This is a genomic window from Methanomicrobium sp. W14, from assembly GCF_017875315.1.
Classification (GTDB): domain Archaea; phylum Halobacteriota; class Methanomicrobia; order Methanomicrobiales; family Methanomicrobiaceae; genus Methanomicrobium.
In genome coordinates this window covers 381,486-407,501 of record NZ_JAGGMM010000001.1, presented here as the reverse complement: position 1 = coordinate 407,501, position 26,016 = coordinate 381,486, and the positions used below count along the sequence as shown (strand labels likewise).

The 26,016-nt window shown below is 43.4% G+C and carries 30 protein-coding genes and 1 pseudogene; 17 read left to right on the top strand and 14 right to left on the bottom strand.

Going from position 1 to position 26,016, the window contains the following annotated elements; genetic code table 11:
• Positions 1 to 316 precede the first annotated feature (316 nt).
• Positions 317 to 925, bottom strand: coding sequence for an imidazole glycerol phosphate synthase subunit HisH (gene hisH / locus J2128_RS02160; RefSeq protein ID WP_209689257.1), 609 nt, complete (start codon positions 923 to 925; stop codon positions 317 to 319).
• Positions 903 to 2,309 (bottom strand): phosphoadenosine phosphosulfate reductase family protein, encoded by a 1,407-nt coding sequence (locus tag J2128_RS02155; RefSeq protein WP_209689254.1) that lies wholly within the window; start codon positions 2,307 to 2,309, stop codon positions 903 to 905. The genes hisH and J2128_RS02155 overlap by 23 nt, the downstream gene beginning before the upstream one ends.
• Before the next feature lie 182 nt (positions 2,310 to 2,491).
• On the opposite strand from J2128_RS02155, the gene J2128_RS02150 reads away from it, so the two are divergent.
• Entirely contained in the window at positions 2,492 to 3,388 is an 897-nt protein-coding gene (locus tag J2128_RS02150; RefSeq protein WP_209689252.1) for a DUF6159 family protein, read from the top strand.
• 106 nt (positions 3,389 to 3,494) lie between these two features.
• On the opposite strand, the gene J2128_RS02145 is transcribed toward J2128_RS02150, so the two are convergent.
• Complete coding sequence (locus tag J2128_RS02145) at positions 3,495 to 3,779, bottom strand: hypothetical protein (RefSeq protein ID WP_209689250.1); 285 nt, start codon at positions 3,777 to 3,779, stop codon at positions 3,495 to 3,497.
• A 138-nt stretch (positions 3,780 to 3,917) separates the two neighbouring features.
• Here J2128_RS02145 and J2128_RS02140 point away from each other — a divergent pair, with 138 nt between their 5' ends.
• Entirely contained in the window at positions 3,918 to 5,036 is a 1,119-nt protein-coding gene (locus J2128_RS02140; protein WP_209689249.1) for a hypothetical protein, read from the top strand.
• Positions 5,037 to 5,053: 17 nt separating this feature from the next.
• On the top strand, positions 5,054 to 5,578 hold the full coding sequence (locus J2128_RS02135) for a GNAT family N-acetyltransferase (protein ID WP_209689247.1): 525 nt from the start codon (positions 5,054 to 5,056) through the stop codon (positions 5,576 to 5,578).
• A gap of 12 nt (positions 5,579 to 5,590) precedes the next feature.
• Here the strand turns inward: J2128_RS02135 and J2128_RS02130 are convergent, their stop codons facing one another.
• Complete coding sequence (locus J2128_RS02130) at positions 5,591 to 6,433, bottom strand: GyrI-like domain-containing protein (protein ID WP_209689245.1); 843 nt, start codon at positions 6,431 to 6,433, stop codon at positions 5,591 to 5,593.
• Positions 6,434 to 6,640: 207 nt separating this feature from the next.
• Between J2128_RS02130 and J2128_RS02125 the strand changes: the two genes are divergently transcribed.
• Entirely contained in the window at positions 6,641 to 7,450 is an 810-nt protein-coding gene (locus J2128_RS02125; protein WP_209689243.1) for an epoxyqueuosine reductase, read from the top strand.
• 64 nt (positions 7,451 to 7,514) lie between these two features.
• On the opposite strand, the gene J2128_RS02120 is transcribed toward J2128_RS02125, so the two are convergent.
• A complete protein-coding gene (locus tag J2128_RS02120) occupies positions 7,515 to 8,273 on the bottom strand; it encodes a TrmB family transcriptional regulator (RefSeq protein WP_209689241.1) in 759 nt (252 codons plus the stop codon).
• A 56-nt stretch (positions 8,274 to 8,329) separates the two neighbouring features.
• Here J2128_RS02120 and J2128_RS02115 point away from each other — a divergent pair, with 56 nt between their 5' ends.
• The 3 genes from J2128_RS02115 to J2128_RS12850 all read left to right on the top strand — a co-directional run bounded on the left by J2128_RS02115 (position 8,330) and on the right by J2128_RS12850 (position 10,547).
• Positions 8,330 to 9,811 (top strand): MFS transporter, encoded by a 1,482-nt coding sequence (locus tag J2128_RS02115; RefSeq protein WP_209689239.1) that lies wholly within the window; start codon positions 8,330 to 8,332, stop codon positions 9,809 to 9,811.
• Positions 9,812 to 9,988: 177 nt separating this feature from the next.
• The gene (locus J2128_RS02110) at positions 9,989 to 10,393 is read left to right on the top strand and encodes a methyltransferase domain-containing protein (protein ID WP_209689237.1); all 405 of its coding nucleotides are present in this window, start codon (positions 9,989 to 9,991) and stop codon (positions 10,391 to 10,393) included.
• A 22-nt stretch (positions 10,394 to 10,415) separates the two neighbouring features.
• Positions 10,416 to 10,547: a hypothetical protein gene (locus J2128_RS12850; RefSeq protein WP_281069275.1), complete on the top strand. Its 132-nt coding sequence runs from the start codon at positions 10,416 to 10,418 to the stop codon at positions 10,545 to 10,547.
• Between the two features lie 65 nt (positions 10,548 to 10,612).
• Here the strand turns inward: J2128_RS12850 and J2128_RS02105 are convergent, their stop codons facing one another.
• Positions 10,613 to 10,768, bottom strand: coding sequence for a hypothetical protein (locus tag J2128_RS02105; protein WP_209689235.1), 156 nt, complete (start codon positions 10,766 to 10,768; stop codon positions 10,613 to 10,615).
• A 27-nt stretch (positions 10,769 to 10,795) separates the two neighbouring features.
• Here J2128_RS02105 and J2128_RS12945 point away from each other — a divergent pair, with 27 nt between their 5' ends.
• The 3 genes and pseudogenes from J2128_RS12945 (at position 10,796) to J2128_RS02095 (ending at position 12,927) form a co-directional block, all read left to right on the top strand.
• Entirely contained in the window at positions 10,796 to 11,197 is a 402-nt protein-coding gene (locus tag J2128_RS12945; RefSeq protein ID WP_348632353.1) for a hypothetical protein, read from the top strand.
• A gap of 33 nt (positions 11,198 to 11,230) precedes the next feature.
• A pseudogene (locus J2128_RS12670) lies at positions 11,231 to 11,581 on the top strand (MMPL family transporter); the annotation flags it as partial.
• Between the two features lie 170 nt (positions 11,582 to 11,751).
• Positions 11,752 to 12,927: a class I SAM-dependent methyltransferase gene (locus J2128_RS02095; RefSeq protein ID WP_209689233.1), complete on the top strand. Its 1,176-nt coding sequence runs from the start codon at positions 11,752 to 11,754 to the stop codon at positions 12,925 to 12,927.
• Here J2128_RS02095 and J2128_RS02090 read toward each other — a convergent pair.
• The 3 genes from J2128_RS02090 to J2128_RS02080 form a co-directional block, all read right to left on the bottom strand.
• A complete protein-coding gene (locus J2128_RS02090) occupies positions 12,924 to 13,526 on the bottom strand; it encodes a hypothetical protein (RefSeq protein ID WP_209689232.1) in 603 nt (200 codons plus the stop codon). The genes J2128_RS02095 and J2128_RS02090 overlap by 4 nt on opposite strands.
• Before the next feature lie 189 nt (positions 13,527 to 13,715).
• A complete protein-coding gene (locus J2128_RS02085; protein ID WP_209689230.1) occupies positions 13,716 to 14,474 on the bottom strand; it encodes a sugar phosphate nucleotidyltransferase in 759 nt (252 codons plus the stop codon).
• Positions 14,465 to 15,736: a UDP-glucose/GDP-mannose dehydrogenase family protein gene (locus J2128_RS02080; RefSeq protein WP_209689228.1), complete on the bottom strand. Its 1,272-nt coding sequence runs from the start codon at positions 15,734 to 15,736 to the stop codon at positions 14,465 to 14,467. Before J2128_RS02080 ends, J2128_RS02085 begins: the two co-directional genes overlap by 10 nt.
• 155 nt (positions 15,737 to 15,891) lie before the next feature.
• On the opposite strand from J2128_RS02080, the gene J2128_RS02075 reads away from it, so the two are divergent.
• The 5 genes from J2128_RS02075 to J2128_RS02055 all read left to right on the top strand — a co-directional run bounded on the left by J2128_RS02075 (position 15,892) and on the right by J2128_RS02055 (position 20,060).
• Positions 15,892 to 16,071 carry a hypothetical protein gene (locus tag J2128_RS02075; protein WP_209689226.1) on the top strand — a complete coding sequence of 60 codons (180 nt, stop codon included), beginning with the start codon at positions 15,892 to 15,894 and terminating at the stop codon, positions 16,069 to 16,071.
• Positions 16,072 to 16,161: 90 nt separating this feature from the next.
• Complete coding sequence (locus J2128_RS02070) at positions 16,162 to 16,860, top strand: VWA domain-containing protein (RefSeq protein ID WP_209689224.1); 699 nt, start codon at positions 16,162 to 16,164, stop codon at positions 16,858 to 16,860.
• Positions 16,861 to 16,922: 62 nt separating this feature from the next.
• The gene (locus J2128_RS02065; RefSeq protein WP_209689222.1) at positions 16,923 to 17,732 is read left to right on the top strand and encodes a PP2C family serine/threonine-protein phosphatase; all 810 of its coding nucleotides are present in this window, start codon (positions 16,923 to 16,925) and stop codon (positions 17,730 to 17,732) included.
• A complete protein-coding gene (locus J2128_RS02060; protein ID WP_209689220.1) occupies positions 17,732 to 19,486 on the top strand; it encodes a hypothetical protein in 1,755 nt (584 codons plus the stop codon). Before J2128_RS02065 ends, J2128_RS02060 begins: the two co-directional genes overlap by 1 nt.
• 76 nt (positions 19,487 to 19,562) lie before the next feature.
• Positions 19,563 to 20,060: a hypothetical protein gene (locus J2128_RS02055; protein ID WP_209689218.1), complete on the top strand. Its 498-nt coding sequence runs from the start codon at positions 19,563 to 19,565 to the stop codon at positions 20,058 to 20,060.
• An 83-nt stretch (positions 20,061 to 20,143) separates the two neighbouring features.
• Here J2128_RS02055 and J2128_RS02050 read toward each other — a convergent pair whose 3' ends face one another.
• From J2128_RS02050 to J2128_RS02040, 3 genes are all read right to left on the bottom strand, one after another.
• Positions 20,144 to 20,578 carry an ATP-binding protein gene (locus J2128_RS02050; RefSeq protein ID WP_209689216.1) on the bottom strand — a complete coding sequence of 145 codons (435 nt, stop codon included), beginning with the start codon at positions 20,576 to 20,578 and terminating at the stop codon, positions 20,144 to 20,146.
• Between the two features lie 2 nt (positions 20,579 to 20,580).
• The gene (locus J2128_RS02045) at positions 20,581 to 21,933 is read right to left on the bottom strand and encodes a SpoIIE family protein phosphatase (RefSeq protein ID WP_209689214.1); all 1,353 of its coding nucleotides are present in this window, start codon (positions 21,931 to 21,933) and stop codon (positions 20,581 to 20,583) included.
• 96 nt (positions 21,934 to 22,029) lie between these two features.
• A complete protein-coding gene (locus J2128_RS02040) occupies positions 22,030 to 22,365 on the bottom strand; it encodes an STAS domain-containing protein (RefSeq protein ID WP_209689212.1) in 336 nt (111 codons plus the stop codon).
• 128 nt (positions 22,366 to 22,493) lie between these two features.
• Between J2128_RS02040 and J2128_RS02035 the strand changes: the two genes are divergently transcribed.
• Both J2128_RS02035 and J2128_RS02030 read left to right on the top strand, forming a co-directional pair.
• The gene (locus J2128_RS02035) at positions 22,494 to 23,240 is read left to right on the top strand and encodes a YkgJ family cysteine cluster protein (protein WP_348632352.1); all 747 of its coding nucleotides are present in this window, start codon (positions 22,494 to 22,496) and stop codon (positions 23,238 to 23,240) included.
• Positions 23,241 to 23,357: 117 nt separating this feature from the next.
• Complete coding sequence (locus J2128_RS02030) at positions 23,358 to 24,680, top strand: endonuclease/exonuclease/phosphatase family protein (protein WP_209689210.1); 1,323 nt, start codon at positions 23,358 to 23,360, stop codon at positions 24,678 to 24,680.
• Positions 24,681 to 24,799: 119 nt separating this feature from the next.
• Here the strand turns inward: J2128_RS02030 and J2128_RS02025 are convergent, their stop codons facing one another.
• Both J2128_RS02025 and J2128_RS02020 read right to left on the bottom strand, forming a co-directional pair.
• Positions 24,800 to 25,252, bottom strand: coding sequence for a DUF5814 domain-containing protein (locus J2128_RS02025; RefSeq protein ID WP_209689208.1), 453 nt, complete (start codon positions 25,250 to 25,252; stop codon positions 24,800 to 24,802).
• Complete coding sequence (locus tag J2128_RS02020; protein ID WP_209689206.1) at positions 25,249 to 25,890, bottom strand: DUF2150 family protein; 642 nt, start codon at positions 25,888 to 25,890, stop codon at positions 25,249 to 25,251. The genes J2128_RS02025 and J2128_RS02020 overlap by 4 nt, the downstream gene beginning before the upstream one ends.
• Positions 25,891 to 26,016 lie beyond the last annotated feature (126 nt).

Sequence of the window (26,016 nt, the reverse complement as noted above, 5' to 3'; positions counted from 1 at the left end):
TTCCAAAAATTTTCTTACTCAAAATGTAAAAAAGGAATCATGCATGACTACAGAGATCTTATCGAAAAATATGTAAATGAACTAAAGGCTTTCAATAATATCTCTACAGTCTGACAAAGTAAAATAACTTCTACTTTTATTGGATGAAAACATTTTATACAACAATTCCGTATTACCGTTATTGCTGATCTGACCAGATGAATTAATTCCTTAAAAATATCAACTTTGCAGAAATCATCAGAGAGAATTGTGAATGCCATAAATTCAAATAAAGAACCTGTTTCATAGTATATGAAAAAAATAGAATGTAAAAAAATTATTCACTACAAAGCCCAATGAAGTTTTCAAGAATCTTTAAGCCAGTCTTCCCGCTTTTTTCCGGGTGGAACTGCGTCCCATACGCATTTTTGTTTTTTACAGAAGATGCAAAAGGACAAATGTAATCGGTTGAAGTAAGAGTGTACTCCGGTTTCGTTTCGGCATAATAGGAATGAACGAAATAGACATAGCTGTTATTATCTATTCCTTCAAGAAAAGGGTCATTCTGCGTTATTGATATAGTGTTCCAACCCATATGAGGTATTTTATAGCCTTTCCGGACAGGAAAACGTTTGACGGTTCCCGGGACAAGTCCAAGACCTTTATGGATACCATACTCTTCACCGACCTCAAGAAGCATCTGCATCCCCAGACATATACCAAGAACAGGCCTTTCCTTTACATAATCGCATAGGGCAGCCTTCATATCGCAAAGCTTCTCCATCCCTTCGGAAAATGCACCGACACCCGGGAGAACAACACCGTCCGCAGAATCCATGACTTTCAGGTCAGATGTGATAGTAGTCTGTGCACCGGCTTTCTCAAGACCTTTTTTTACGCTTCTGAGATTTCCAAGACCATAATCAAGTATAACTACTTGTGTCATCCTCTCCTCCTCTCTTTCTCCATTCGGCATTCTTTACCCAGTCCTCGGAAAGACCCTGTTTGTTCATCCAGTAATACAGTTTTTCTTCCCACATTTTCCAGAGGTCAGGGTATTCGGCCTTTATTATTTCAAATGTCGCGAGATCGCTTGACGGGCACATAAAACAGCCGATTCTGTCGATTCTTCTCTTGTATAGTATATTATAAGGCGCCTTTTCCCTGAAAAGGTACAAAAATACATGAAGAGCAGTCCAGTGCTGAATGGGCGCTGCAGACAACTGGACCTGAACTTTGTAATTTCTCCAGACCCGCGGGCTCTTCATCCTTGCAAGCGACTCATACTTTCTCTGACCGATAAATGAGAGGCATTCACCCCATTTCTCCTCGATTATTCTTTTTACAGGCAGAAGTTTACATACCTTGCAGCACCACCTTACGTCAACCGCAGGAGGTCCTTCCACCTCAAAATCCTCCCAGAAAGTCTCGCCTGCACCGGTTCTTACAATATCAAGGCCATATTTTTCAACAACCTCCTCAACATTTTTGTAGGTCTCCGGAAACTCAAGTTCAGTATCGGAAAACAAAACAGGAACTTTACCTATTGCCTTCAGGACTATCAGAAGAGTTGCAAGACTGTCCTTGCCTCCGGAATAAGAGACATTGCACTGAAGTCCGGGGTTTTTGCTGACAACCGATTTTACAAAGTTGACAGCTTCACTTTCAGCATTGTTCAGTATATTGGTATTGGCTCCAACAGCTTTCTCCCATGAAGCCTCGCCTGGAACACAGACATCGGGTTTCGTTTTTCTTGTCTTTGCAACAGGACCGCGGTCCATTTCTTTTGCTTCTTTAGCGCTTACACGCGAACGCCCGACTGCTATGCATTCTCCGGACTTTGAAAGGATGAATACTTCATCATCGGCTTTTACACTCTCTTCAATATCGACAAGACCTGGAGCAAGAAGACTCGAACCTTTCTTTATCGGCTCAACTGCACCGTCGTCTGCCACAATATACTTATATTTCGGTTTTGAGTATTTTGCCGCGTGAACCCTGGGCAGGAGCTCCCACCTCTTTTCAGACGGTATGTACCTGTACGCACAGACAACGGCACCGCCCATTATGACCTCCTCCATCCTGTCTACGTCAGGTATTTTGTTGAGAATTACTATATGACCTTCAGGTACAAGTTTTTCTCCGAACTGCTTCAGATAAAGGTCGTTAATGTGATCAATATCGGCTTTGAATGCCGGCCTTATATCTCCCGGGGGAGTTATTGATACGCTTCTTGTCTCTTCACCGCAAAAGCACTTCTTCCCGAGAACAGGAGTATGGCATTTGTCGCACCAGTTTAAAACAAGTTTTCCTAAAAACGCCTTGGACATTTGTTCTTTATAATCTGAATATAATCCGATAAATAGATGCGTTGAAGTATGAGTTATAACCTCCGGGCAGCCTGAAAGAAATAGTCAGCCCGGCTGTTCTTTTTATCCGGTCACAATAAACGTACTGATGAACAGACTCTTAAACAGTATTCTTAATATTAACAGAATGAGAGAGATTATTTATGTTTGATCGCGCAATTAAAGGATGGACTCTTTTCAAGGAGACTTTCGGAATACTGAGACGTGAAAAAAGTCTTATGGCATTTCCGGTTTTATCAGGGGTCTGCATACTTATAGCCCTTGTATTTCTGTTCTTCCCTGTTCTTTTCGTATTCAGGTCGGAAGGGTTCAACCCGGATTCCATGACTACAACAGGGTGGATAACATGGGTCGCTGTATTGTTTGTGATATACCTTGTAATAGCTTTTATATCGTCTTTCTTCAAGGCAGGAATTGTCTCGAACGCGACAGCCGTAATTGATGGAAATGACCCGGCTTTAATGGACGGCATAAAAGCTTCGGCAGCAAACGCAGGAAGAATATTTGTCTGGTCTCTTATTGCGGCAACAGTCGGCCTGGTATTAAGACTTCTGAGAAACCAAAAAAGCGGCGCAGGTCAGGTCATAGGTGATATCGTCTCTCTGATTGCAGGTGCAGCGTGGGAACTTGCAACGTTTTTCGTGATACCAGTGATGATATTTGAGCATAAAAACGCTTTTTCGGCAATTAAAGAGTCCGGGTCACTATTCAGGCAGACATGGGGAGAGACTGTCGTTGCCGGGTTCTCATTTGCATTCGTTTACATCCCGTTTATGCTGTTTCTAGCAGGAACATTCTTTTCGCTTGCAACAGAAAATACTACTGTAATAGCTTCCATGGGCGCCCTTACCATAATCATCTTCGCAATAACAGCCATTCTGATTTCAGCGCTGCAGGCCATACTCGTTGCTCTTATGTACAATTATGCAAAGACAGGTGAAATATCGTCAAAGGTCGACAAAAATCTTATAACAAACTCATTTACAGAAAAACACACAGTCCAGAATAAGGGATTTAATTATACCGGCGGAAACATCTGATTTTTTTAAATCATACCACTTATTTTTTGAGAGAATTATTTATCCCAGCCATTTTCAGCAGATTTCTTTTTTATTTTCCAAACCGGCATATATCTGCGACTAAAACCTAAAATCCTGAAAGAATTGCATAAGCAGAGAGGAGAATAAGGACAACCAGAATTATCTCAAGGACTGTTTTTGCCCTGAAATTCCCACAGTCACAATTATACTCACTTTCCCTGAAAGAAGAAGCCTTTTCAAATTCATCCTTTAAGTCGTTATCGTACTCTACAACAAGCGCTCCCCTATAGCCGCACTTTTTGCAGATATATATTTCTCCTGTGAATCCTCCGGTCATCCTGTATATATCCCGGGAATTGCAGACAGGGCAATGAAGACTTGTTTTTTTCATTTTTTCACCATTATCTTCACCAGATACAGTAAAGGTCAGCCACCTGAAAAACTGTTTTTACCTATAAAATAAATTAAAGCTGAATACTAATAAAATGAATTAAGAACCACCCAGGGCAAGGTTTCAGGTGAGAAAAAAATGACAGACAAAAGACTTTCTGCTGTTTTGACCGTATTTTTACTACTGTTCGTATCCGTTCTCTCATGCGGCTGTTCTACGACCTTCACCGGACAAAGTCAGGACAAGTACCCTTCAATTCCGGAAAATTCAGCTACAGGAGAATATACAACAGTCAGTCATACTTTCCCGTTTGAAAACACCAACATAACAATCAAAATACCCTTAGACAGGGGATTATACGAGGCTGCATACAACGCCGACAAATCAGCATACTTAAGCCAGGACAAAATATCATCAAACAACTGGTCATCCGGGTATTATTTGTCTTTTATAAACGACCCGTCACTTTCTCCGCTCTACAGCTCAATACTGGAACAGTTCAGAAGCTTAAAGAAGCAGATGTCTCTGGATTCTGACAGGTACGCAGAACTTATCCTTGCATACGTGGAGTCCATTCCTTATAAAACGGATAAAATCAGAACGGAACCAAAATTCCCGGTAGAGACAGTTTATGAAAATTCCGGCGACTGTGACGACAAAAGCATACTTACGGCAGCCCTTTTGTCAGCCGAAGGCTACAACGTCTCACTGATGGAATTTGAAGATGATGAGCATATGTCTGTCGGAATTAAATCCCCGGAATGCTCCTATAAAAACACAGGCTATGCATATGTCGAGGTAACTGACTATAACTATCCAGGCTGGCCTGTAATTGAAATCAGGGACGGTAAAACTCTCAGTTCAGACCCATACATAATCAGGGTCGGAAACGGAACAACCTCATATAACAGCTGCGGGGATGTCTCCTATATCTATGAAAGGATGACTGAGGCAAAGCAGAAGGCTGAAAGCCTTGAGCCCAGAATTAACTCCTCTGAAAACGAGCTTGAAGTTATGGCTTCCGGGATAAGCTCAATGGCTGAAAGGATGGACAGCCTGAAAAAAAGAGGCAGCACAGCAGAATACAACAGCCTTGTAGCTGAATACAATAACCTTGTCAATGAGTACAACAGCAAAAACTCATTTGTAAAGTCTTTAGTATCGCAGTATAACCAGAACGTTAAAATCTACAATTATATCATAGAAAACAGGTTCAACAGAAAAGGAGTCTATGGACACCTGATCTTAAATCCCTGATAAAAGGAAGACAAAAATTGGATTCGGATATTATTATAACCAAAAGACTTTTCCTTATACCAGAAACAGAAGAAACCCTGGAATATGAACTTGGGAAAAGGGGTAAACCCGGAACGCTTTCATCCGTAGACATCCCGGAAAACTGGCCTCACGAAACTGTAACAAAGGAAGTTTTTGAGTTATTCCTTGGTTTTTGCAAAGAGAAAAGACTTTACAGTTATTACTGGGTACTTAAAGGCGAAAATAAAGACAGTAAGGAATACGGAACATTAATCGGAAGCGGCGGAATTATCCTTCACGAAAATGCACTCCCGGAAATAGGCTATTCCGTTTTGAAACAGTTTGAAAACATGGGATACGCTACAGAGGCAGTTAGTGCCATAGTAAAAAAAGCATTTCAATCAGGCCTTGCCAGTGAAATAACCGCCAAAACGGAAAAAAACAACATCCCTTCACAAAGGGTTCTTGATAAAAACGGCTTCATAAAATCCGGAACCGAAAACGAAACAGGACTTTTGGTATACATCCTCAAAAAGAAATGATTTTTTTAAAGATTATTTCAGTGGGATCTGGATTTCCGTAAGGTAGTCCTTTGGATCGTTTTCATCCGGGTTATTGAGGTATATCTGCCTGTCAGGCCCGGTTGTCTCAAGTCCGTTTTCAGACGCATATCTGAACACGTTACCGAACGCAACAGAAAATCCCTCGTGTTCATAAGGACCTTTGTAGATTACGGAAATTACTTTACATGAAGGAAGGGTTCTTACTGAAAACGAAGGGTTGTCTGATATAACCTGTCCCGAAACAGGAACTGCCATCTCAATATCTGCATCCGTCTCCCTGTATTCTTCATCATAGCACAGCGAAATACAGGGCCCTGTCACTTTAACAGCGTTTTTCTGGTTTTCAGGACTGCTGACTATTTCCATCAAAGAGTCAGCAATATCTGAGCAAACTTCCTCATACGTACCTGTCCTGCGGGCTGAAAGCACTCTTAAAGCAGGAACCTCTTTAACTACCGGTTCTGATACATTCATTCTGAACAACTCCGTAAAACCCTTTTTTTCAGTCAAAAGGATTTTTATTTTTTCAAGCCGGTCAATTTCAGCCATTGTGGCGATGCGACGCTTTGAAATCAGCGCAGACACATATTTCTCATCTCCGTTCTCTATTGCAGACATAATAACCGAGATCTCGGAGAGAGAGAAACCAAGGCCCGCAAGCACTTTAATCTTAAGGGCCTCTTCTATCTGCTCTGTGGTATAATAGCGGTAACCTGTAAACATGTCCTTAAATCCGGGAACAAGTATTCCCTTTTTGTCATACAGCCGCAGTGCTTTCTGCGAAAGATACGTGAGGTGCGAAAAGCTTCCAATGGTAATTTTACTGACCTGCATTTTACATCACCATATTATTCAGGATGGAATAAAACGGGTATTTCTCTTCCCCGGGTCATTGTTGAAGAGAACCCTTTCCTCATAATTTACATCACCGGAAAAAATTCAGGGAGCCGCTGAATAGTTCAGGTGCCTGCTGAACCGGCACTTTTCAGGGATGAATAAGGTATATTTATTCTCAGGGCCGATAAAAAATTTCGGGTGGTTATGACAGAGAAACTGAAAACAGTCCTAAAGGAGAAATGCAGGGAGATGGACATACCCATTTTTGGAGTTGCCAGCGCAGAAAGCTGGGAAAAACCGCCTTTCAGACCATGGATTCCAAAAGACTTCTATCCCCGGTCAGTCTTCCCTGAGGCAAAGTCGGTAATAGTAATCGGTCTGCCCGTCCATCTCCCTGTTATAGAGACAACACCGTCAGTCTGGTACAGGGAGCTTTACGGCACCCTTAACAGACTTCTGGACCAGTATACATACAGAATAGCTGAATACCTCAACAAATGCGGATACCCTTCCGTCTCTGTTCCCCGGGACGGGTACACAGGCATTGACGTACTACTTGAAAAGCCGGTCGCATTCTTCTCCCACCGTCACGCCGCATTTCTTGCAGGGCTTGGAAATTTCGGAGTGAACAACATGCTCCTGACCCCGGAATACGGTCCCAGAGTGCGTTTTGGGTCAGTGTTTACAGCCGCATGTCTCCCTCCGGACCCGCTTATGGAAGAAGAACTCTGCTGCCACTGCATGGCATGCGTGCGTATGTGCCCGGTTTCAGCCTTAAATGGAGGGGGAAATTATCCGGAATCGCTTACTGACAAAAAAGCATGCGCAGAGAACAGCGCCAGGCTTGAGAAGCGGCGTCTTGCCCCCTGCGGCATATGCATAAAGGTCTGCCCGCAGGGAAAGGACCGGACTTATTACGACAGAAAAAACATCGTCATATACGACGACAACAATGAAATAAGACCTGAACTCAAAAAAGCATGGGAGCATGTCAGGTCATACGGGACAAAATGAAACCGGATTTCATCATAATACCGATAAAAAAAGCAGTACAAAAAATTAGTGCAAAATCACTTACTTAAACGTTGGGCTCAAGCATTTTGATAAGTCTTTTCATCATAAAGCATATAGGCGGCCATTTTATCACTGTCGCACTTTTTCTACCTGCTCTGTAACCGGATGTAAACGCCGTCATTCCGTCAACAAGCATAAACAGCTCGGTGCTCCATTCAGAATCCTTCATCACCTGACCGAACTCGTCTTCCATCTCAATGAAAAGGCCGGACAGGCCGCTGCTCATATTTTCGATTTTCAGGCCCGGACATTTCACTTCGCTGCCTTCATATACGAGAATAGTCAGGTCAAGCTGTTTTTTTGCAGCCTTAAGGTCTTTTACAAGAGGGCGGAGGGACGAGGGGTCCTTTATAATAATGATGATGTCATGCTTTGCATACCTAATCATCACTTTTTCCCTTGTGACAATGCTCTTTTCACTGTGGATTGACCAGAAAGGCGACTGCGGCTTCGCCTCATAATTAAGCTTCTTAAGGCTTTTTATCATCTCGTCGATTGATGAACAGTACTCCTCTTTTATGGAGGTAAAGATTCCGGCAGGGTTTTCAGCCAGATAAAATGTCGGAACGCCCTCCTGTATGCTTACAAACCCCTTGTCAGACAAAGTGTTCAGGACTGTATAGATGCGTCCCTGCGGGACTCCTGAAATTTCACAGACTTCTCTTGCCGTTGCGGTTCCGAGGCCGACAAGCGCCACGTAGGCTTTTGATTCGTATTCGGTGAAACCATAATTTTTTAGGTCTTCAACAAGTTTTTCCAGCATTACAACCCACTTTGGTTGTAATAGTTTGAATATATTGTGCCAGAAACTTAGTGCTCATGAACAAATCAGACACAGATATTTCCGGGAAATACAGCCCGGATAAACGAAAAGCTGTGATGTTCGTCGCACTACTGGGAATGTACATGTCTGTACTGGACGGTGTGGTAATTTCCATAGCTCTTCCGACGATTACATCATACTTCAACGCAGACCTGGCCCTTTCCCAGTGGACTATAACAGGATATCTTGTCGCAATGACTGCGGCAATGCTTGTTTTTGCCCGGATGTCAGAGTCAGTCGGGAAGAACAGGATGTTTCTTTCAGGAATGGCTGTTTTCACCGCCGGTTCTTTAGGTTGCGCCCTTGCACCGACACTTTCTGTATTAATCTGCCTGAGAATAATTCAGGGCCTCGGCGCCGCGATGTCGGTCTCAATCGTAATGGCGATAATCTTTGAACTTTATCCGTTCTCAGAGCACGGAAAGGCGATGGGACTTCTCGGGTCAACAATTGCAGTTGCAAGTCTGAGTGGTCCCGTCCTCGGCGGTTTCCTTCTCAGTTTCTTCAGCTGGCATGCCATCTTCATGATAAACGTCCCGGTGGGAATTGCACTCGTCGCCTTCGGCGCTTATTCGATGGACCTGAAAAAACCCGAAAAGTCCGAAAAAGTCAGAACCGACTGGCCCGGGGCAGCAAGTCTCGGAGCCGCAATTGTATCGTCCATGCTTTTTTTGGGATATATTGCAGACGGAGGAAAAGAGGTGTATGCCACTGTGGCGTTATGTGCATGTGTTCTTTCGCTTGTTGCCTTCGTCACAACAGAGCGCCGTCGCATAAGCCCCCTTATTGACCTTTCGATATTTTCAGAACGCATGTTCACTGTTCCACTGGTATGTATGGCCCTTATGTTCACCGCCTATATGATCCTGAGTATCGCAATGCCTTTCTACCTTGAAGGCGTCATGAACTTTTCGCCACTTCAGGTGGGGATGGTTTTCATAGGAATAGCCGTTATTCTGACGTTCGGAGCCCCTGTAACAGGCAGGATATACGACAGACACCCCCGGAAATATTTCACCGGAGCGGGACTCTTCGCAGGAGCACTAGGGCTTTTGGCCTTCGCCTGTTCTTTAAAGACTTACGACCTGACACTTATTCTGGGTGCTCTGGTGGTATTTGCAGTCGGCTTTACACTTTTTCAGGGGCCGGTAAACGCCGAAATTATGCACGGTCTGCCAAAAGAGAAGTCCGCAGTCGCCTCAGGAATGAACAGTGCCGCAAGGCAGTTTGCAATGGCTTTGGGGTCATCACTGGCCTCGATAATATTTGCATTTCAGCTGCGGCAGGAAGGCTACACAGGTGTCGTGACTAAAGCCGGGGCAGCACTTGTCACTGACGCCGCTTCGGCTGCAACTGCGTTCGCAGCACTGCTCTGCTTTATAGGAGTCGCACTTTTGGCCCTGAAGAAAAATGCAAAGGCCACAGGATGTGCAGAAAAAATGGTCAAAACTCGGGACTTTCAAAAAAATCAGACCTGATGTGAAAATATGAAGAGCAAATTTCTGCAGGCCCGGAAACATCAAATGGAGAAAAATAAAGAATAGCAGAAATCTCCAAAAGAAATGCGGACAGCCGCCCCGGTCACGGAAAAGAATCGTAACCAAAAAAAAACAGCTGCTGCAACCAGAGAATAAACCCAACGGAGGTGATAAGATATGAAAGAAGTAAAACGTGAAGAGAGATCGGATTTCTCATTTAAAATAATGAGGTTCTCATTTTTTGATGAAAGAGACAAACTTTGCCCGCCTGTACGCCTTCCTGAGTCTTTTGGGATTAAACCCGGCATGACGGTCGTCGATTGCGGCTGCGGACCCGGAAGTCACTCAAAAGCGGCTTCAGGACTGACAGGGGACAAAGGACAGGTCTATGGGGTCGACGCAAACACCCTCGCCGTTGAATCCGTCTCCCGTCTTATCAGGGACGAAAAACTCACGAACGTAACCTCTGTCCTTTCTGAGAAGTCTAGTTCATGTCTCAAAGACGATAAAGCCGACTTCGTCTTCGCACTTGGCATGGTCCACATGATAAGGGGACACTGGCCGGTTTTTAAAAGAGCTTGAACGGATAACAAATCCGGACGGCGTGCTGATAACAAGCAACGGCCGCCGGAAAAGAGAAGAGACTCTAAACGAGATACAGCAGTCAGATGTCTGGTCGGTAGAAGATGAGACACAAAATTTTCCGAGATGCCGGCTCAAATACAATTCGCACTAAAAAACAACTTTTTTTGATGATTGCTTTTCTGTCCGGTACAACACCAAAAATAAAGTCCAAAACTTTCAGGAATATATTTTCATACTGTACAGGAGATATTCTGAAAACAGGCTGTCAGTGCGGCCGCGTCCTCCAACGCTTTCCGGTCCGCCGAATTCTTCTCCTCTTCCTTCGGGCCGGCTCTCCCGGCTTTCGGGGATGGACGAGGAGAGGCCAGACATTTCAACAAAAATGTGAAGGCAAAACAAATGGTCTGCGGAACAGAAAATATATCATCCGCCCCTCTGAAGACCCGGCAGATATGGGAGGAGGCCGGGTTCATCCCACCGGCGGAATATCAGGACATAATAGAATATCTCCACCTCCTGAACACAGGCTACGAAATCCCAAAAGAACTCTGCCGTAAAATATGCGGCAGTCTCAGAAACAAAAAAAAGAAGTACACCGTTACAAGCACAAGGCATTTGAACAATTTTGCCGACCAGTGCGGCGTTTCAAGAGGAAAAAGAAAAACAGAGACGTCAGTCGCAGAAGACATCTTCTGCCGCCTCATCATTTTGTTTCTCCTTGCTGTCTACAGAAAGCTCTCCGCGATATCCGCCGTCATACCTGTTTTTATGGCCGTCGGGTACAACGGCCTTGTCATGTAAACCTTCAGTCTAGACTATACACTTCTTACCGCAACCCTTGGGGCGATGACGATAGGTGTGGCGTCAGAATATACAGTACTCATAATGGAGCGTTTCAGAGAGGAGCACAGGAAGGGATACGATACCCAGACAGCAATCAGAATGAGCGTCCAAAAAATCGGTACTGCCGTGACGATTTCCGGGATGACAACATTTTTCGGTTTTTCGGCACTGCTCCTCTCCTCGTTTCCGATAATTTTGAACTTTGGACTGGTGACAGTTGAGGCAGTCGGCTTTTCGCTTGCAGGCGCAGTTCTCGTGATGCCCGCCGTAATCGCAGTCACGAACAGCAAAAACCAAAAAACTTTCGTGGCCGACAGCCCCATAAGCGCTGTTCAGGACTAAACGGGCCGTTTATATCTTTTTGCCTCAGAATAATTTTTTTCACTTATGCAGCCGCTAAAATTCGTCAAAACTTTTTTTTGGTTTTTTGAAAATATACCAATCAGTTTCGGGCAATAATTATTTTGACCAATAAAGAAAGGAGAACTGCCAAAAAAGCAGGACAACAAAAAATGACAGGTACTGAAAAAGATCAGACTGACTTTTCAAATAAGAGGATTATGACGGACTGCGGGACGAGAAGGCCGTTTTCTTCAGGGCACAGCATGTACAGCCGTATGCACTCACACGGGCATACGGGTCGCTTACGGGAAGGCATGCGTACAAGGAAAATGCCTAAGATAAAGAACAGTTTCAAAGAGCTGTACAAAAAACTGCTCACAAACCAGGAGACGAATATTTTTATTGCGGCAATAAAGCTCGGAATCTTCAGGGAACTGTCCTACTGGAAAAGCAGTGAAGAGCTGGCTGAAAAACATAACTTCGACCCCGAAAATACGGCAGTCATTATGAACTCCCTAGCTTCACTTGACCTGATTGAAAAAAAGAAAGGACTGTTCAGAAACCTGCCGGCCGCAGAGGAGTTTCTCGCCTCAAATGACGACACATACCTTGGGGAATTCTTTTTGTCGTCCTTTCGGTGGTACAACCTGTCCTCTGACGACATATGCAGCCTTGTAAAATACGGCCCTGACAAATGCATGCACAAAAACAAAACGGAATCGGAGGGCATCTGGGCGGAACAGGCGGAACTGTCCGTAAATTACCAGCGTGCGGGGATGGTGCAGCTGGCGTCGCGAATTGTGTCGTCGCTTCCGGAGTTCGGTTCATTCAGAAAAATGCTCGACCTGGGATGCGGCCCCGGACTCTTCGGCATATCAATCGCAATGGGACACCCTTCCATGAATGCCGTCCTCTTCGACAGACCTGCCGTCTCAAAAGTCGCCGAAAGACTAATCGGCGAATACGGGATGGAGGACAGAGTAAAAGCAGTCGGAGGAGACTACATAAACGACCCCTTAGGAAAAAACTACGACCTCGTCTGGGCTTCGATGACACTTAACTTCGCCGGGGACAGTCTCAATGACGTAATAAAAAAGGTCTGCGACTCCCTTAACCCCGGCGGAGTCTTCGTCAGCTTTTCGGACGGGAAGACAAACGGTGGGACAAAGCCTAAAGAGATGGTCCTCGGAACCCTGATGCCGGCACTTTACGGAAACGACATGGGGCTGAATGAAGGAGTTATTGCCGGCGCCATGCTAAAAGAGGGATTCAAATCTGTACACAGCAGAGCGGTGATGACTCCGGTCGGCGAAGTCATGGTGGACACCGCAAGAAAAGAGGTTTAGACAGGGACTTTGATTAAACCTGTCTCCATTATTTTTATCCCGTCCTTTTCTTCCGAACCGGCCCCGACCATAATTGCAGGTTCACTTATGTTGCGGGCTGACGCCTTATCGGGGACAAGGTCGATTACGACTGTGCCATTTCCTCCTGCTGCCGGCAGACCGCCGCGAATTCTTCCGATTTCCACCCATGAACTCCATTCGGACTTTTCGTCCGTGGTTGTCCATGTCGCAGCATAATCAGAAGGCCGTGACCGGTCATCACCTTCAGGATAACTGCTCAAAACACCTGAGACCTTCCAGCCGGCCGGTACATAAAAGGCAACACCCCCCCAATCGCCGGGGTCGACCTCAACTCTTGCGGCAATACGTATATTTTCCGCAGTTTCACCCGGCCCGCAGACAAAAACTGTTCCCGCCGCCGACGTGTTCTGACCTATCGATCCTGAGTTTACACTAAAACCCGCTGACCTGATAACGTCGTGGTTGACTGCTAAAATTTCAGAAGAATTTTCATTGCTGATTACTGCCGAAACAATAATCCCAGCCGCAATTACTGCAATAAATATTAAAATCAGGACATATCCGGTTTTTTTGTTCATACCCATCTAATTACATGCCACATTTTAAAGTGTAAACGAGATAATAATTTTGATTGGTCTTTGATTAATAAAAGAATAAAGTACAGATGAAAAATTTTTGATACAGAATAAAGATTTGTATGCAGAGATATAAAATAAAAAAATTATTTCCAAAATACATTTCCGGTATCAGAAAAGAGGTATTCGGACCTAAAGGTCTTCCTTGCAGTCCCCGTTTATGTTGTGGTTAAGATACCAGTCGTTTGCCTTCATAAGGTCACGGGGCGTTCCGACATCAATATGAATTCCGTCAATCTTTTTGTAAAGGACTTTCCTGCCGTCATTTATCTGAATATTTATGGAGTCTGTGAGCTGAATTTCACCTTTAAATCCGGGTCTGGTTCTTTTAATGGCATCAAAAATATCTCTTTTAAAAACATACGCACCAAGTGCGCCGAGTCTGCTTTTGGCTTGTTCAGGCGAGGGTTTTTCAACCATACCAAGAATCCTGTCTCCCGAAGGTGTTATTATACCATGCCTTGTCACATCCTCTACTTCGGCAACGCCCACCGTTGTTTCACCGGAATTTTGGATATGAAAGTCAATAAGGTCCTTCAAAAATGTTTTCGGGGCAAAATAATTGTCCCCTAAAACGACAGTGAAAGGCCCGTCGATTACATGCTCCCCTGCAAGAACCGCATCACCAAGACCTTTTCTCTCGTCCTGGACGACATACGTAATGTTCAGCCCGAACCTTTTTCCCGAACCGAAATAATCCGAGAGACCATGCTTATGCGGGCTCACTACAATGACAACCTCTTCAATGCCTGCAATCTGCATTGCACAGACAACGTGTTCGATGACAGCCTTGTCTCCGACAGGCAAAAGCTCCTTGGGGATGGCTTTTGTAAAAGGTCCCAGTCTTGTTCCCGAACCTGCTGCGGGAATAAGCCCCTGTTTTACCAGCATATGCCCTCCCTGTCCTCAACCGAAAGTATACGTCTTCCTTCTATGACAATCTGCGATTTCATAAGACTAAATTCCTTATCCAGTTCTGAAAATTCAGGCCATTCGGTCATAACAAGACATCCGTCAGAGTCCCTCAGAGCATCAGAAGGACTATTGCAATATTCAATTTCAGGATATATTTTTTTCATGCTGCCTGAGGCCATAGGATCATATGCCGATACATGTGCTCCCCTGGAAAGCAGCGCACCAATTACAGGTGTTGAACGCGAGTCGCGTATGTCGTCGGTGTTGTCCTTGAATGCCAGCCCCAAAACGGTAATTTTTTTGTTTTTCAGTGAGCCTGCCCGATTCTCAAGAATTTCTACAATCCTTAGGGGCTGCGCATCGTTGATTTTTAAGACTGACTTTAAAAGAACAGGATCAAGACCCATACCTTCTGCAATAGACGCAATCGCGGAGACGTCCTTCGGAAAGCAGCTTCCTCCAAACCCTGCACCCGCATTCAGAAAATACGGCGATATCCTGTGATCCATACCAACTCCTTTCATCACTTCGTACACATCAACGCCAAGAGCCTTGCAGATATTGCCGATTTCGTTTGAAAAAGAGATCTTTGTTGCAAGAAACGCATTGGACGTATATTTTATCATCTCGGCTGCGGTCGTTTTTGTATGAATCACATCACCATTTATACAGGAGTACAGCTTCTCTATTATTTCACCGGCTTTCTCAGTGTCACTTCCAACGACGATACGGTCAGGGTTCATGAAATCAAAAACCGCAATTCCCTCTCTTAAAAATTCCGGGTTCATAGCAAAACCTATATCGTCCACGCTCTTTCCAGAAGCCCGCAAAACTTCAGGTCTTACGAAATTTTCTGTGGTTCCGGGGGGAACAGTGCTTTTTACGGCAACTACCCTGTAACCTAAGCTTTTTTTAAGCTCCTTTCCTATTGAAGATGCAGCCTGTTTTATATAGGCAAGATTCGCTGACCCGTCCTCTCCCTGGGGCGTCCCGACACAGATCATAGAAACATCGGAATCAGCAACACTATCATATCCTGTCGAGGCACAAAGGTTCTTTCCGGCTGTTTCGTTAAGAATCTCCTCAAGACCCTTTTCATATATAGGAGGCTTCTTTGAATTTATCATACCAACCTTTGAAGAGTCAACATCAACTATGGTGACGTCGTGACCAGTCTTTGCAAAGCATGCACCTGATACAAGACCGACATATCCTCCGCCGACAATTGTTATTTTCATATAATTCCCCGGAAATTATAGTATATTATACCGCATGCTGATGTAAAAATATAACCTGCACCAAAAAAGAGACATCAATAATTAACAACACATTTGAATGAAAGTTTTTATATGAGAGAAATTTAATCAGATACTGCTATAAGATGTGATAATTAATGGATAAAGTTGCATTTGGAATGATAATTGCAGGAATCATACTCCTGCTGGCAGGTATTTACGGAGCATATTATTTCATTGATGAACTGATCTATGTAATTAAGGGCCTTTTGGGCCTTGTTGTGGCGCTTGCCGGCCTTGCACTTCTCGTTGTCGGAATTCTGACCGTAAAGGACTGAAAGACTTTTAAAATCAATCATCTTTTTATATCATTCATCCTAATATCAAAGCATTAGTGCTTGATTTAAACAGATATTAAGAGGATAAATATGACACTTGAAGACATGGTTGAAATTGCCTACCCCCAGCAGCCGCACTGTCCGACAATTCTCCTCCTCGATATATCAGGGTCGATGGTTGTCGGGGATAAAATATCACAGTTAAACAGCGGAATTCAAACCTTCAAAGAAGAAATAGAAAAAGATGAACTTGCAAGAAAAAGAGTGGACCTGTGCGTTGTGTCATTCGGCAAAAAAGTAGAGGTTGTACAGGAGTTTACTGCAATAGAGGACTTCAACCCGGTCGAACTCTCAGCAGACGGGCTTACACCGATGGGGGATGCAATAGATAAAACCCTTGAAATCCTGGAAAAAAGGAAGGATGAATACAAAAAGGAAGGTATAGATTATTACCGTCCGTGGATATTCATGATAACAGACGGAGAGCCGACAGACATGCAGGAAGGAGATGACAAGTGGAATGAGATTATATCAAAAGTCCACCGGGGAGAAGAAGAAAGCAGATTCCTCTTTTTTGCAGTAGGTGTCGATTCGGCTGATATGGAGACACTCAAAAAGATATCCCCTCCCGAGAGAAAACCAATAAAACTGAAAGAAAATCACTTTAAAGAGATGTTTGTATGGCTATCAAGAAGCCAGGCGAAAGTCTCCGCATCAAATATGGGTGAGCAGGTTGTCCTCGAAGACCCTGTAGGGGAAACTGGATGGGGAGAAATCCCGACAATCTGATACTATAAATTTTTACCATTATTTATTCAGATTTGCACTATTTTAACGGGGCAGTTCATATTATGAATAAACTCAGCATGAATATTTCAATATCCGGGGCAAAAACGACGGGAGCTTCGCATATAAAAAAGGGCCTTTCATGCCAGGATGCATGGACGTCTGAAATACCAAGAGAAGACTCGGCGGCAATTGCTGTTGCAGACGGCCTCGGGAGTGCACGGTATTCTGAAAAGGGTGCTGAGATTGCAGTAAGAACAGCCACAGAGTCCATAAAAAAACATTTCATGACCGTTTACGATGAGAATATCACTTCTGCTGACATTACGTCCAACGTGTCCATAATAGAAGAGGCGTTTCTGTCATCTGTAAGCGCAATCGAGAAATACTCCATAGAGAACAAAGTTCCAAAAAAAGAGCTTGCCTGCACTCTTATAGTCATATTAGTCTACAAAAAAAGCGTTTCCATAGGACAGGTAGGAGACGGCGGAGTTGTCGGACAGTCTTATTCCGGGAAAATAAAATTATTGTCAGAACCTGCAGAATCAGAATACATCAATGAGGTGACTCCCGTAACCTCCGATAAGTGGAGGGAAAGCCTCAGGATATCACAGAATATACCGGATATAAAAAATATTGCTGCATTTACGGACGGCTGCCAGAGAGCCGTTCTTATAAAGGAAAACGATTTCTACAAACCTTACGTCCCGTTTTTCAGGCCTTTTTTTGAATACGCGGAGAAGTCTCATGACAAAAAAGAACTCTCGGATGATATCGGGGAATTTCTTCTTTCCGGTAAAATCAATGAAGTCTCGGATGATGACAAAACTCTTGTTGCTATCTCACTTGGGAATAATCAGAAAAAGAGGAACTGATGCCTGAAAAAATCCTGTATTCAGGCAACAGAAGAAAGGTTGTTCTTACAGGACCGGGCAAAACAGGCGGTGAAGGCTCCATATACAAGGTAAAGGAAGAGCCGTTTCTCTGCGCAAAGATTTACCACAGGGACAAATTAAACCCGGAAATCAAAAACAAAATAGAGGCAATGATAAAAAACCCTCCCGGGGAAAACCTGGCCGGCCGGAGTGGAAGCCTTCGGTCAAGTTCGGTCTCATGGCCTGTGGAGTCACTTTATGACTCGTGCAAAGACGATGCAGAATTCTTAGGCTTTACTATGCCTCTTGTAGACACTTCTCTTTTCAGGGAGGCACACAGGTATTATGACCCTGACGACAGAATAAAATACCTCGGCGGCTCTTTTTCATGGCTGTACCTTCTGACGGCCGCATTCAATATATCATACGTTACTGCGGCTTTGCACGAAAAAGGCCACAAAATAGGTGATATGAGTGCAAGCAATATTCTTATAGCAAGGACTGCTGCAATATCAATAATTGACTGCGACTCGTTTCAGATTCAGGACAAGAACACAAAAAAAACATACTACACAAAGGTTGCAACCGGAGATTTTCTGCCTCCTGAACTTATGGGCAGAAATTTTCGCGATGAAAATATAGACAGGTATTACTCCGACCTGTTCGGGCTGGGAGTTATAGTATTCAGACTCTTAATGAACGGTTTTCACCCTTACCAGGCCAGGGGAAAAAAAGTATCCGGCCTCCCGACAATTGAACAGAAAATTCTTGCCGGAAACTACCCTTACGGAAGAGAAAACGCTGATCTGCTCCCGCCAAAAAATTCCCTGCCGTATGAAATAATACCGCAGGGAATAAGAGACCTTTTCAGGTGCTGTTTCATAGAAGGTCACGGAAATTTACATAGACGCCCCAAGGCATCCGAATGGGCCGAAAAGCTTAAAACCGAATTGTCCGGGGTAAAACAATGCAAAAATAACCCCAACCACTGGTATTCCGGCCACCTTCAGGAATGCCCGTGGTGCAAAATGATTAAAGACGGCAGGCTGAAAAAAGACCTGTTTCCCCCCCCCGACAAAAATAAAAAAACTTTTGCATACAGGTCGGTTCCTTTCGGTAACAGATTCAAACCTGCAAAGATATTTACACCAGTCCTAAGGGCAAGTCCCGAAAAAGTTGAATTGAGGCCCCTTAAAAGCGGTCTGATAAAATTCAGTATAGTCCTGGAAAATACAGGGGACGGAATACTTTCAGGAAGCGTCTCTTCAGACAGAAAATGGATAACTGTAAAAGACTCCGTTATATCAACCGCAAAAAAAACGGTCAAAGAGATTATAACAGACAGTTCAATGGTATTTCTTGGATCACCGGGAATAAAGTACGCAGGAAATATAATAGTCTCAACAAACGGCGGGAACACAAAAATACCGGTCACTGTTGCCGCCGGAAAAAACCCGTGTGCTGAAGTTTCCCTTGAAAAAATAATAATGAAAAAAATCAAAAGAGGAGATATGTTAACAAAAAATCTTGTCATCAAAAACAAAGGAGACGGAATACTTTCAGGAAGTACTGAATCAAACAGGAGATGGCTTACGGTATCACCGAAAGTGTTCCGCACGGGTTCTGCTGCAACAGTAAAGATTGAAATCGACACCAAAAATGCAGACAACAGCCTTTTTATCGCCGGGAAAATAGATGTCTTTACAAACGGGGGAAATTTTAAAATTCCCGTTGCATTAACACTTGTCCCATAAATACCTGCCAGAGCAATATATATATTTCATGCATCCTATACACATCTCCATTAAACAATAAGAGGGACGAAAAAACATGAGACTTCCAAAGTTTATTATATGCACATTATTTCTGGCTCTGTGCGCATATCCTGCATCTGCATTCACAATAAGCACTCTTTCCATAGATGTAGGAGAAAACGGGGACTGCACAGCTGTATTTGACTACAGTATGAACTTCATAGAATACATAGGGTATTATACGCATATAGCAAACCCGGCAGAAGAGGTTAAAAAGGAAATAAGCAGCAGAACGTCACAGCAGGTAGACGTAGTGGATGTCAGTGACAAAGGAGCTGAATTCAAGATCTACAGTTTTGCAGATACGAAAGACAACAACGGAAGCGTTACATACACCGTGCCCTCCCTGAACTTTTCGAAAGCGGAAGAAGTGCTTAAAGACCACTGGATATCAAAGATTACCTCATTCGATCTCTCGCCGGAGGTAACGACCATAACATTCCCTGACGGGTATATACAGGAATATGACAATGAAGCCGATATTCCGCAGACAGTTCATACGGTGCAGGGATAATACTTTCCTGCTTTCATTTTTTAAAAACCTCCTATATTTTTAAAGTACTAAATAAAAACTCTAAAAAATTCAAAAAAACTGTTTTACTTTTCCGGCAATCTTTTTGTAATAAGAAGACAGTTCTCACCGTTTTCATATATGTATTCCAGTTTGTCAGAAATTTCTTTTATTATTCGTATCCCGACACCTCCTACTTTCCATTCACAGGAAAGATTTGAACTTAAGGAGTGCGGAATAAAAACTTTGGGGTTAAACCTTTGTGCACGGTCTTTAACCTGAAGTCTTATGCGGCCTTCTTCTACAGATGCAGAAACGTAAACATAACCGCCATTACCATGATACCCGTGAACGATTATGTTTGACAAAACCTCTTCCAGGACAAGCCTTACTCCATAAACTATCCTTTCTGAAATATCCAGGCTCACAAAAAAAGCCCCCGTTTCGTCCAGAAGTTTTATAAGTTCTGCAGGATTCCGGAGATTTCCACTATACTCAAACTTATTTGTTTCCGTAAACAAAATCACTCCCTTTTCAAAATCATAATAGTGATATCATCCGAACGGGGCTCGTCACCACAGAATTTTTTTAAATCTTCAGTCACTGCGCCCACAATTTCTCCGGGACTTTTGTTTCTGTTTAAGATAACCGCTCTTTTAAACCTTTCAGTACCGTAAAATTCTTTGGAAGAGTTGACTGCATCCGTTATACCGTCCGTATACATTACCAGGATGTCCCCTTTACTGATAGTCCGGCACCCCGACTCATATTTTGCATCTTTCTTCAGTCCCATAGCCGGTCCCGTAGGAGGAAGTGTTTCAAAAACGTCTGAACCCAAACCAAGGATAAAAGCCGGGTCATGACCTGCACTTGCATATTCAATTTTTTTGTCCTCATCAAGTATTGCATAAAACAGAGTTACAAACATCCCGGATTCTGATTCATCACAGATTATCCGGTTTGCCTCAAAAACGCTACCTGCAGCTCCCGTATGTATTTCGGCATTTGTATGCATTATCATCTTTGACAATACCATGAAAAGAGCTGCGGGAACACTTTTCCCGGAAACATCGGCAACAACAAAACCGGTCCTGCCGCCTGAAAGAGTGATTATGTCATAAAAATCACCTCCAACCTCAAGAGCAGGAATGCTTTTTGCGCAGACCGAAAACCCATTTACAGTGGGTATTTGTTTAGGCAGAATTTCTTTCTGGATCTGTGCGGCAATTTCAAGCTCAGCTTTTTTTCTGTGAAGTTCAGACTGGTAGATATCCCTCTCGCGACAGGCCTTCCTCTCACTGACAACGTTTGAAATCAGGTATGAAAAAACAAACATACCCACCGCATTTGCAACTATTACCGGCATTGCAATCGCTTTTATTATTTCAACGGCTGTTTCACCGGGAATTACAAGAAAATATACCAGCACCATATGAAAAATTTCAACAAGTACCGCAAATACGACAGCCGGAAATATTCCTACATATTTTTCACTGCAGTTTTTTCTGCAGTAGATATATACTGCACCACCCAGAATGCCGCTTAAAACCGTTGCGAGAGAACACGGGACATATGACACACCACCAAGGGAGAACCTGTAAAGACCACCCGTAACTCCGGAGATTATTCCTACGAAAGGACCGCAGAAGAGTCCTCCGGCCATTGGCCCGAGGTCACGTACATTCACTATTGCTCCCATAAACTCTATGCGACCGATGCTTCCGTATACTGAAAGGAAACTGAAAAGAACTGCTAAAATAATCTGGTATTTTAAAATAAATTTTCCATCGAGAACGGAAATGAAGTATTTTGAACGGGTTATAAAAATAGCAAAAACAATTATTACGCAGATTATCCCCAGGAGAGAGAATAGCATTTCAGTACTGTTTATAGTAACACCACCAGTGTCCGGACTGATTTTTCAACTTCAGAAACGATATTTTATTTTACCCGGGACAAGAAAACAACTTTTTTATGAAAATGATGACAGGGCCTTCTCCTCATCTTCATATACCTCAAATATCTGCGAAAATCCGGTCATCTCAAAAATTTCAGACACAAAAGACGTGAGAGCAAAACACTTTATTTTTCCTCCAAGCGGTTTGATCTTTTTCATTGCAGATAACAAAACACGAAGACCGGAACTGCTGATATAATCCACCCCGGATAAATCAACGAGAATACGGTTTTTACCTTCACTGATAATATTATTTAAGTCAGCTTCAGCCTGAGGCGAACTTCCTCCGTCAAACCTTCCTGAAATTCTTACAATTGTTACAGAGTTTTTGTCCGAATATTCAACCTGCATAAATCTTTTCAAGGGTTGTATTTTATAAGGGTTATATCTTGTGCAGAGAATAATGATTAATAAAATAAATTAAATCCTAAAGGCAATTAATTTACAGGAAAAACACTTTTTATATTCAGCTTTTCCAGGTGAGGCATATATCAGTAAATTCGATAGACTCTGTTAAAAAAGCAGTATCTTATATTGAAAACGAGCTTAAAGAACTCCGGGATTACCCGGAAGAAAAACTGTGCGGTATAATCAGCGAAGTCGGTTTCAAATGCACCCTTTGCGGGAAATGCTGCACGAGAGAATTCAACGACCATGTATTCCTGCTTGCAGAAGACATTGAAAGAGGGAAGTCAAAGTTTCCCGGTATGGTAGTCCCGGCACCCTACTTTGAGATATGTGACCAAAACGGCTGTTTCTACGTATCAGGATATGCACTTAAAGTGAAAGAGAACGGGGACTGCGTGTTTCTTGATAACGACAACAGGTGCAGAATATACAATGAAAGGTTTCTTATCTGCAGAATTTACCCGTATATGCTCCACAGGGAAAAAGATGAATCAGGAAGGTACGACTGGCGACAGATTTCAGGTCTGAATGAACACGGTGAATACAACTATTCCGTTCCTGAGGACGAATGCAGGAGTTCTGCCAGGGAAACGATAAATTATGAGATGAAATATCTCATGCAGTCAAAGAAATTTTATGAAAAACTTATGGAATTATTCCTGGGCAGTAACCTTCGTCCTGTAAGAAAGAAATACGATGAGATGATGCGCAGGTTTGAAAAAGGTGAAGAGGTTGTGGTTTTTGCGTTCAACGGCACATCCTTTGACAAGGTCGTCATGAAAAAAACGGATTTCATATCTGCGGGTTATGAGAAATGAACCGAATCAATATTTACGCCTATTTTATATTCAGGCCTGATTAACAAAACTGCTCCATGTTCGGGTTAATTATACCTGAAAACTAATTAAACCTAAAGAATAAGACTTAATGATAGTATGGCTGCCAGAAAAAAGAAATCACATATTTTTTTGAAATTTGCGGTTGTTGCGGTTATCTTTGTTGTCGCATTTTCGCAGAGAAGCGTCATAATAAACTCGGTCGACGACGTGGTAAAAGACATCAGCCCAGGCGACTCAAAACTTCTTAAGGTCGGTGCATTCAACATTCAGGTCTTCGGGACATCAAAGGCTGACAAAGACGATGTGATGAATGTACTTGCAAAAATCATAAGGGACTATGATATAATTGCAATCGAGGAAATCAGGGACATTTCAAACACATCTCTTCCGAAACTCGTAAACCTCGTAAATTCGGACGGCTCAGAATACTCGTATTTCGTGAGCGAAAGACTCGGGAGAACCTCAAGCAAAGAACAGTACGCCTACATATACAACACAAAAACGGTCGAGCCTCTTGTGCCCCCGTTCGTTTACCCTTATGACACACAGGACATATTCCACCGTGACCCGTATATAGGCTCATTCAAATCGACCGAAGGAGTCTTCAACGCAACTTTTGTCGTAATACATACCGACCCTGACGATGCCAGGGAGGAAATCGACGGGCTGTATAATGTCGCAGAATATGCAAAAGGTGTTCTTTCGGCAGACGAGACAGTAGTCGTTATGGGAGACTTCAACGCTGACGGTTCATACTTTGACGAGGACTCTTACACACCGATGAAGTCAGGCGGCTACAACTGGGTTACAGACAATTCAGAAGACACGACAACCGGAAATACCAACTGCACATATGACAGGATAGTCCTTACCGGAAGCGGTGATTTCTATACAGGTACAGCGGGCGTATTCAGGTTTGACCAGAGTTATTCACTCTCGGAAGACCTCACAAAACAGGTGTCAGACCACTATCCCGTATATGCGATGTTTTCAAAGGGACTGACCCGGAATGATTCAGGAATATTCGGGATAGACATTCCCTATATAACCGGAAATGACAGTTCAGAACCATCACAGGATGGACATCAAAATGACAATAAATCCGGCAAAAATTATCCTGAATTGAGCAGACTCAGCCTGCGTGAAAATACGGTTGTAATATCAAACACGGGGTCAGGGACAATTGACCTTGGAAATTACAGGATTACAAGTGTAAGTACAGGCAATTCATACGTATTTCCCGAAGGTCTGAACCTTCCGCCTTTCGGAATGATTACACTTTACAGCAGTACAGACGAAAACCAGGGCTACACACTCTACTGGAACGCGGAAGAAGACGTGTGGAATGACACAAAAGATTCGGCAGAACTTTACAGTCCGTCCGGAGTTCTTATCGATACGATAACATCCACTTCATAGTTATGACCTGAACTTAGAGGATATAAATGCTTTATAATTAGAAAATGACAATAAAAAAATCAGAGAAAAAAATATTTTTTAATTTACTACTTATTCTGCTTTTTGGATTTATCCTTCAATTATCCTTCAATACTGAGAATCGTTCCGGCAGAAAGTTCCGCAAGGTCATTTTTCCCCTCAATCAATGAGACGTCCTTTACAGCTTCCAGAACATGCACCGACTCCTCCAGGTAGCTGAGGATGTCGGCCGGAAAAACCGACAGGCCGTATTCGTCAAGAAGAAATTCTGATATCTGCCTGTGGTTCATCCCGGAAATTCTTAACTCGAGAATTTCAGATGCAAATTTTCTCTCGGCGCAGCCGCAAAGTGGATTTGTCTTGCATTTGCAGTTAAGAAAAGCTTTCATGAAATTCATAAGCTGCTGCTTTAAGCGCCTGTCAAGACGCTGGTAATCCAGGCTGGCGCATACTGCTTCCAGAAACTGCCCCTTGAAAGCAAATCCAGGTACACGGTAGCCTACAATTTTTTCAAGCTTTTTCGCGGCTTTAAAACGTGCCTTATCCGAGATCAAATCCCTACTCCGAATTCCTCGTCAAATTTCTTAAGAGATTTCAGCGCCTCTCCCATATCGTCTATCTCGACAAGCCATTCGTCAAACATGGAAGGCTCCTCGTCCGGGTCATCTGAACCGCTTCTGAGATATTTCCCGCAGCAGGACTCTCCGTTGAGGACTTTGGAGCCTATCACGGCTGCCGTATCAAGGGCCTTTTCAACATCGTCCCCGCAGATTTTCCTGCCTTCCTTAACAAGGTCTTTTATCTCTCCTTCACCGGTGTCACCGTTAAGATACCTCTTGCACGACATGAAGAGCACCAGAAAACGCATCTGAAGGCCCTGTATGATGTCAGATATTTCGCACTCCGGGACTTCGCCCATAATTATCTCTTCAACTTCATTGAGTTTATCAAGGGCCGTCTTTGACTCGTAACTTCCGTTCTGAAAGACTTTTATTATCTTCATCACTGACACATTGACATCCTTTGAGAAGTTGTCAAGAGAAGCAAGACCTTCCGGCATCTCGTCCGATTCCGGGTCTTCGTCGAAATTCATCTCAAGAAGCGTTTTAAGCCAGTTGTCCCATCTTTCCTGTGTATAAAAGTAATATAATACTGAAGTCGGCTCTACTTTTTCCGCTTTTTTCCTTGCCATAGTTACTGATAGTTTCTCCCCGGACAATTAAAAGAAGTTTCTATTATTAACAGATGAAGCCTGCATTACGGCCGCCCGGATACTTAAGGAACACCCCTGCCAATAAGATAATACCTGAAAGGACTT

Coding starts and splice junctions, on each gene's coding strand:
- hisH (WP_209689257.1), bottom strand. CDS start 925: ATGACACAAGTAGTTATACTTGATTATGGTCTTGGAAATCTCAGAAGC.
- J2128_RS02155 (WP_209689254.1), bottom strand. CDS start 2,309: ATGTCCAAGGCGTTTTTAGGAAAACTTGTTTTAAACTGGTGCGACAAA.
- J2128_RS02150 (WP_209689252.1), top strand. CDS start 2,492: ATGTTTGATCGCGCAATTAAAGGATGGACTCTTTTCAAGGAGACTTTC.
- J2128_RS02145 (WP_209689250.1), bottom strand. CDS start 3,779: ATGAAAAAAACAAGTCTTCATTGCCCTGTCTGCAATTCCCGGGATATA.
- J2128_RS02140 (WP_209689249.1), top strand. CDS start 3,918: ATGACAGACAAAAGACTTTCTGCTGTTTTGACCGTATTTTTACTACTG.
- J2128_RS02130 (WP_209689245.1), bottom strand. CDS start 6,433: ATGCAGGTCAGTAAAATTACCATTGGAAGCTTTTCGCACCTCACGTAT.
- J2128_RS02125 (WP_209689243.1), top strand. CDS start 6,641: ATGACAGAGAAACTGAAAACAGTCCTAAAGGAGAAATGCAGGGAGATG.
- J2128_RS02120 (WP_209689241.1), bottom strand. CDS start 8,273: ATGCTGGAAAAACTTGTTGAAGACCTAAAAAATTATGGTTTCACCGAA.
- J2128_RS02115 (WP_209689239.1), top strand. CDS start 8,330: ATGAACAAATCAGACACAGATATTTCCGGGAAATACAGCCCGGATAAA.
- J2128_RS02110 (WP_209689237.1), top strand. CDS start 9,989: ATGAAAGAAGTAAAACGTGAAGAGAGATCGGATTTCTCATTTAAAATA.
- J2128_RS02105 (WP_209689235.1), bottom strand. CDS start 10,768: ATGTCTGGCCTCTCCTCGTCCATCCCCGAAAGCCGGGAGAGCCGGCCC.
- J2128_RS12945 (WP_348632353.1), top strand. CDS start 10,796: ATGGTCTGCGGAACAGAAAATATATCATCCGCCCCTCTGAAGACCCGG.
- J2128_RS02095 (WP_209689233.1), top strand. CDS start 11,752: ATGACAGGTACTGAAAAAGATCAGACTGACTTTTCAAATAAGAGGATT.
- J2128_RS02090 (WP_209689232.1), bottom strand. CDS start 13,526: ATGAACAAAAAAACCGGATATGTCCTGATTTTAATATTTATTGCAGTA.
- J2128_RS02085 (WP_209689230.1), bottom strand. CDS start 14,474: ATGCTGGTAAAACAGGGGCTTATTCCCGCAGCAGGTTCGGGAACAAGA.
- J2128_RS02080 (WP_209689228.1), bottom strand. CDS start 15,736: ATGAAAATAACAATTGTCGGCGGAGGATATGTCGGTCTTGTATCAGGT.
- J2128_RS02075 (WP_209689226.1), top strand. CDS start 15,892: ATGGATAAAGTTGCATTTGGAATGATAATTGCAGGAATCATACTCCTG.
- J2128_RS02070 (WP_209689224.1), top strand. CDS start 16,162: ATGACACTTGAAGACATGGTTGAAATTGCCTACCCCCAGCAGCCGCAC.
- J2128_RS02065 (WP_209689222.1), top strand. CDS start 16,923: ATGAATAAACTCAGCATGAATATTTCAATATCCGGGGCAAAAACGACG.
- J2128_RS02060 (WP_209689220.1), top strand. CDS start 17,732: ATGCCTGAAAAAATCCTGTATTCAGGCAACAGAAGAAAGGTTGTTCTT.
- J2128_RS02055 (WP_209689218.1), top strand. CDS start 19,563: ATGAGACTTCCAAAGTTTATTATATGCACATTATTTCTGGCTCTGTGC.
- J2128_RS02045 (WP_209689214.1), bottom strand. CDS start 21,933: ATGCTATTCTCTCTCCTGGGGATAATCTGCGTAATAATTGTTTTTGCT.
- J2128_RS02040 (WP_209689212.1), bottom strand. CDS start 22,365: ATGCAGGTTGAATATTCGGACAAAAACTCTGTAACAATTGTAAGAATT.
- J2128_RS02030 (WP_209689210.1), top strand. CDS start 23,358: ATGGCTGCCAGAAAAAAGAAATCACATATTTTTTTGAAATTTGCGGTT.
- J2128_RS02020 (WP_209689206.1), bottom strand. CDS start 25,890: ATGGCAAGGAAAAAAGCGGAAAAAGTAGAGCCGACTTCAGTATTATAT.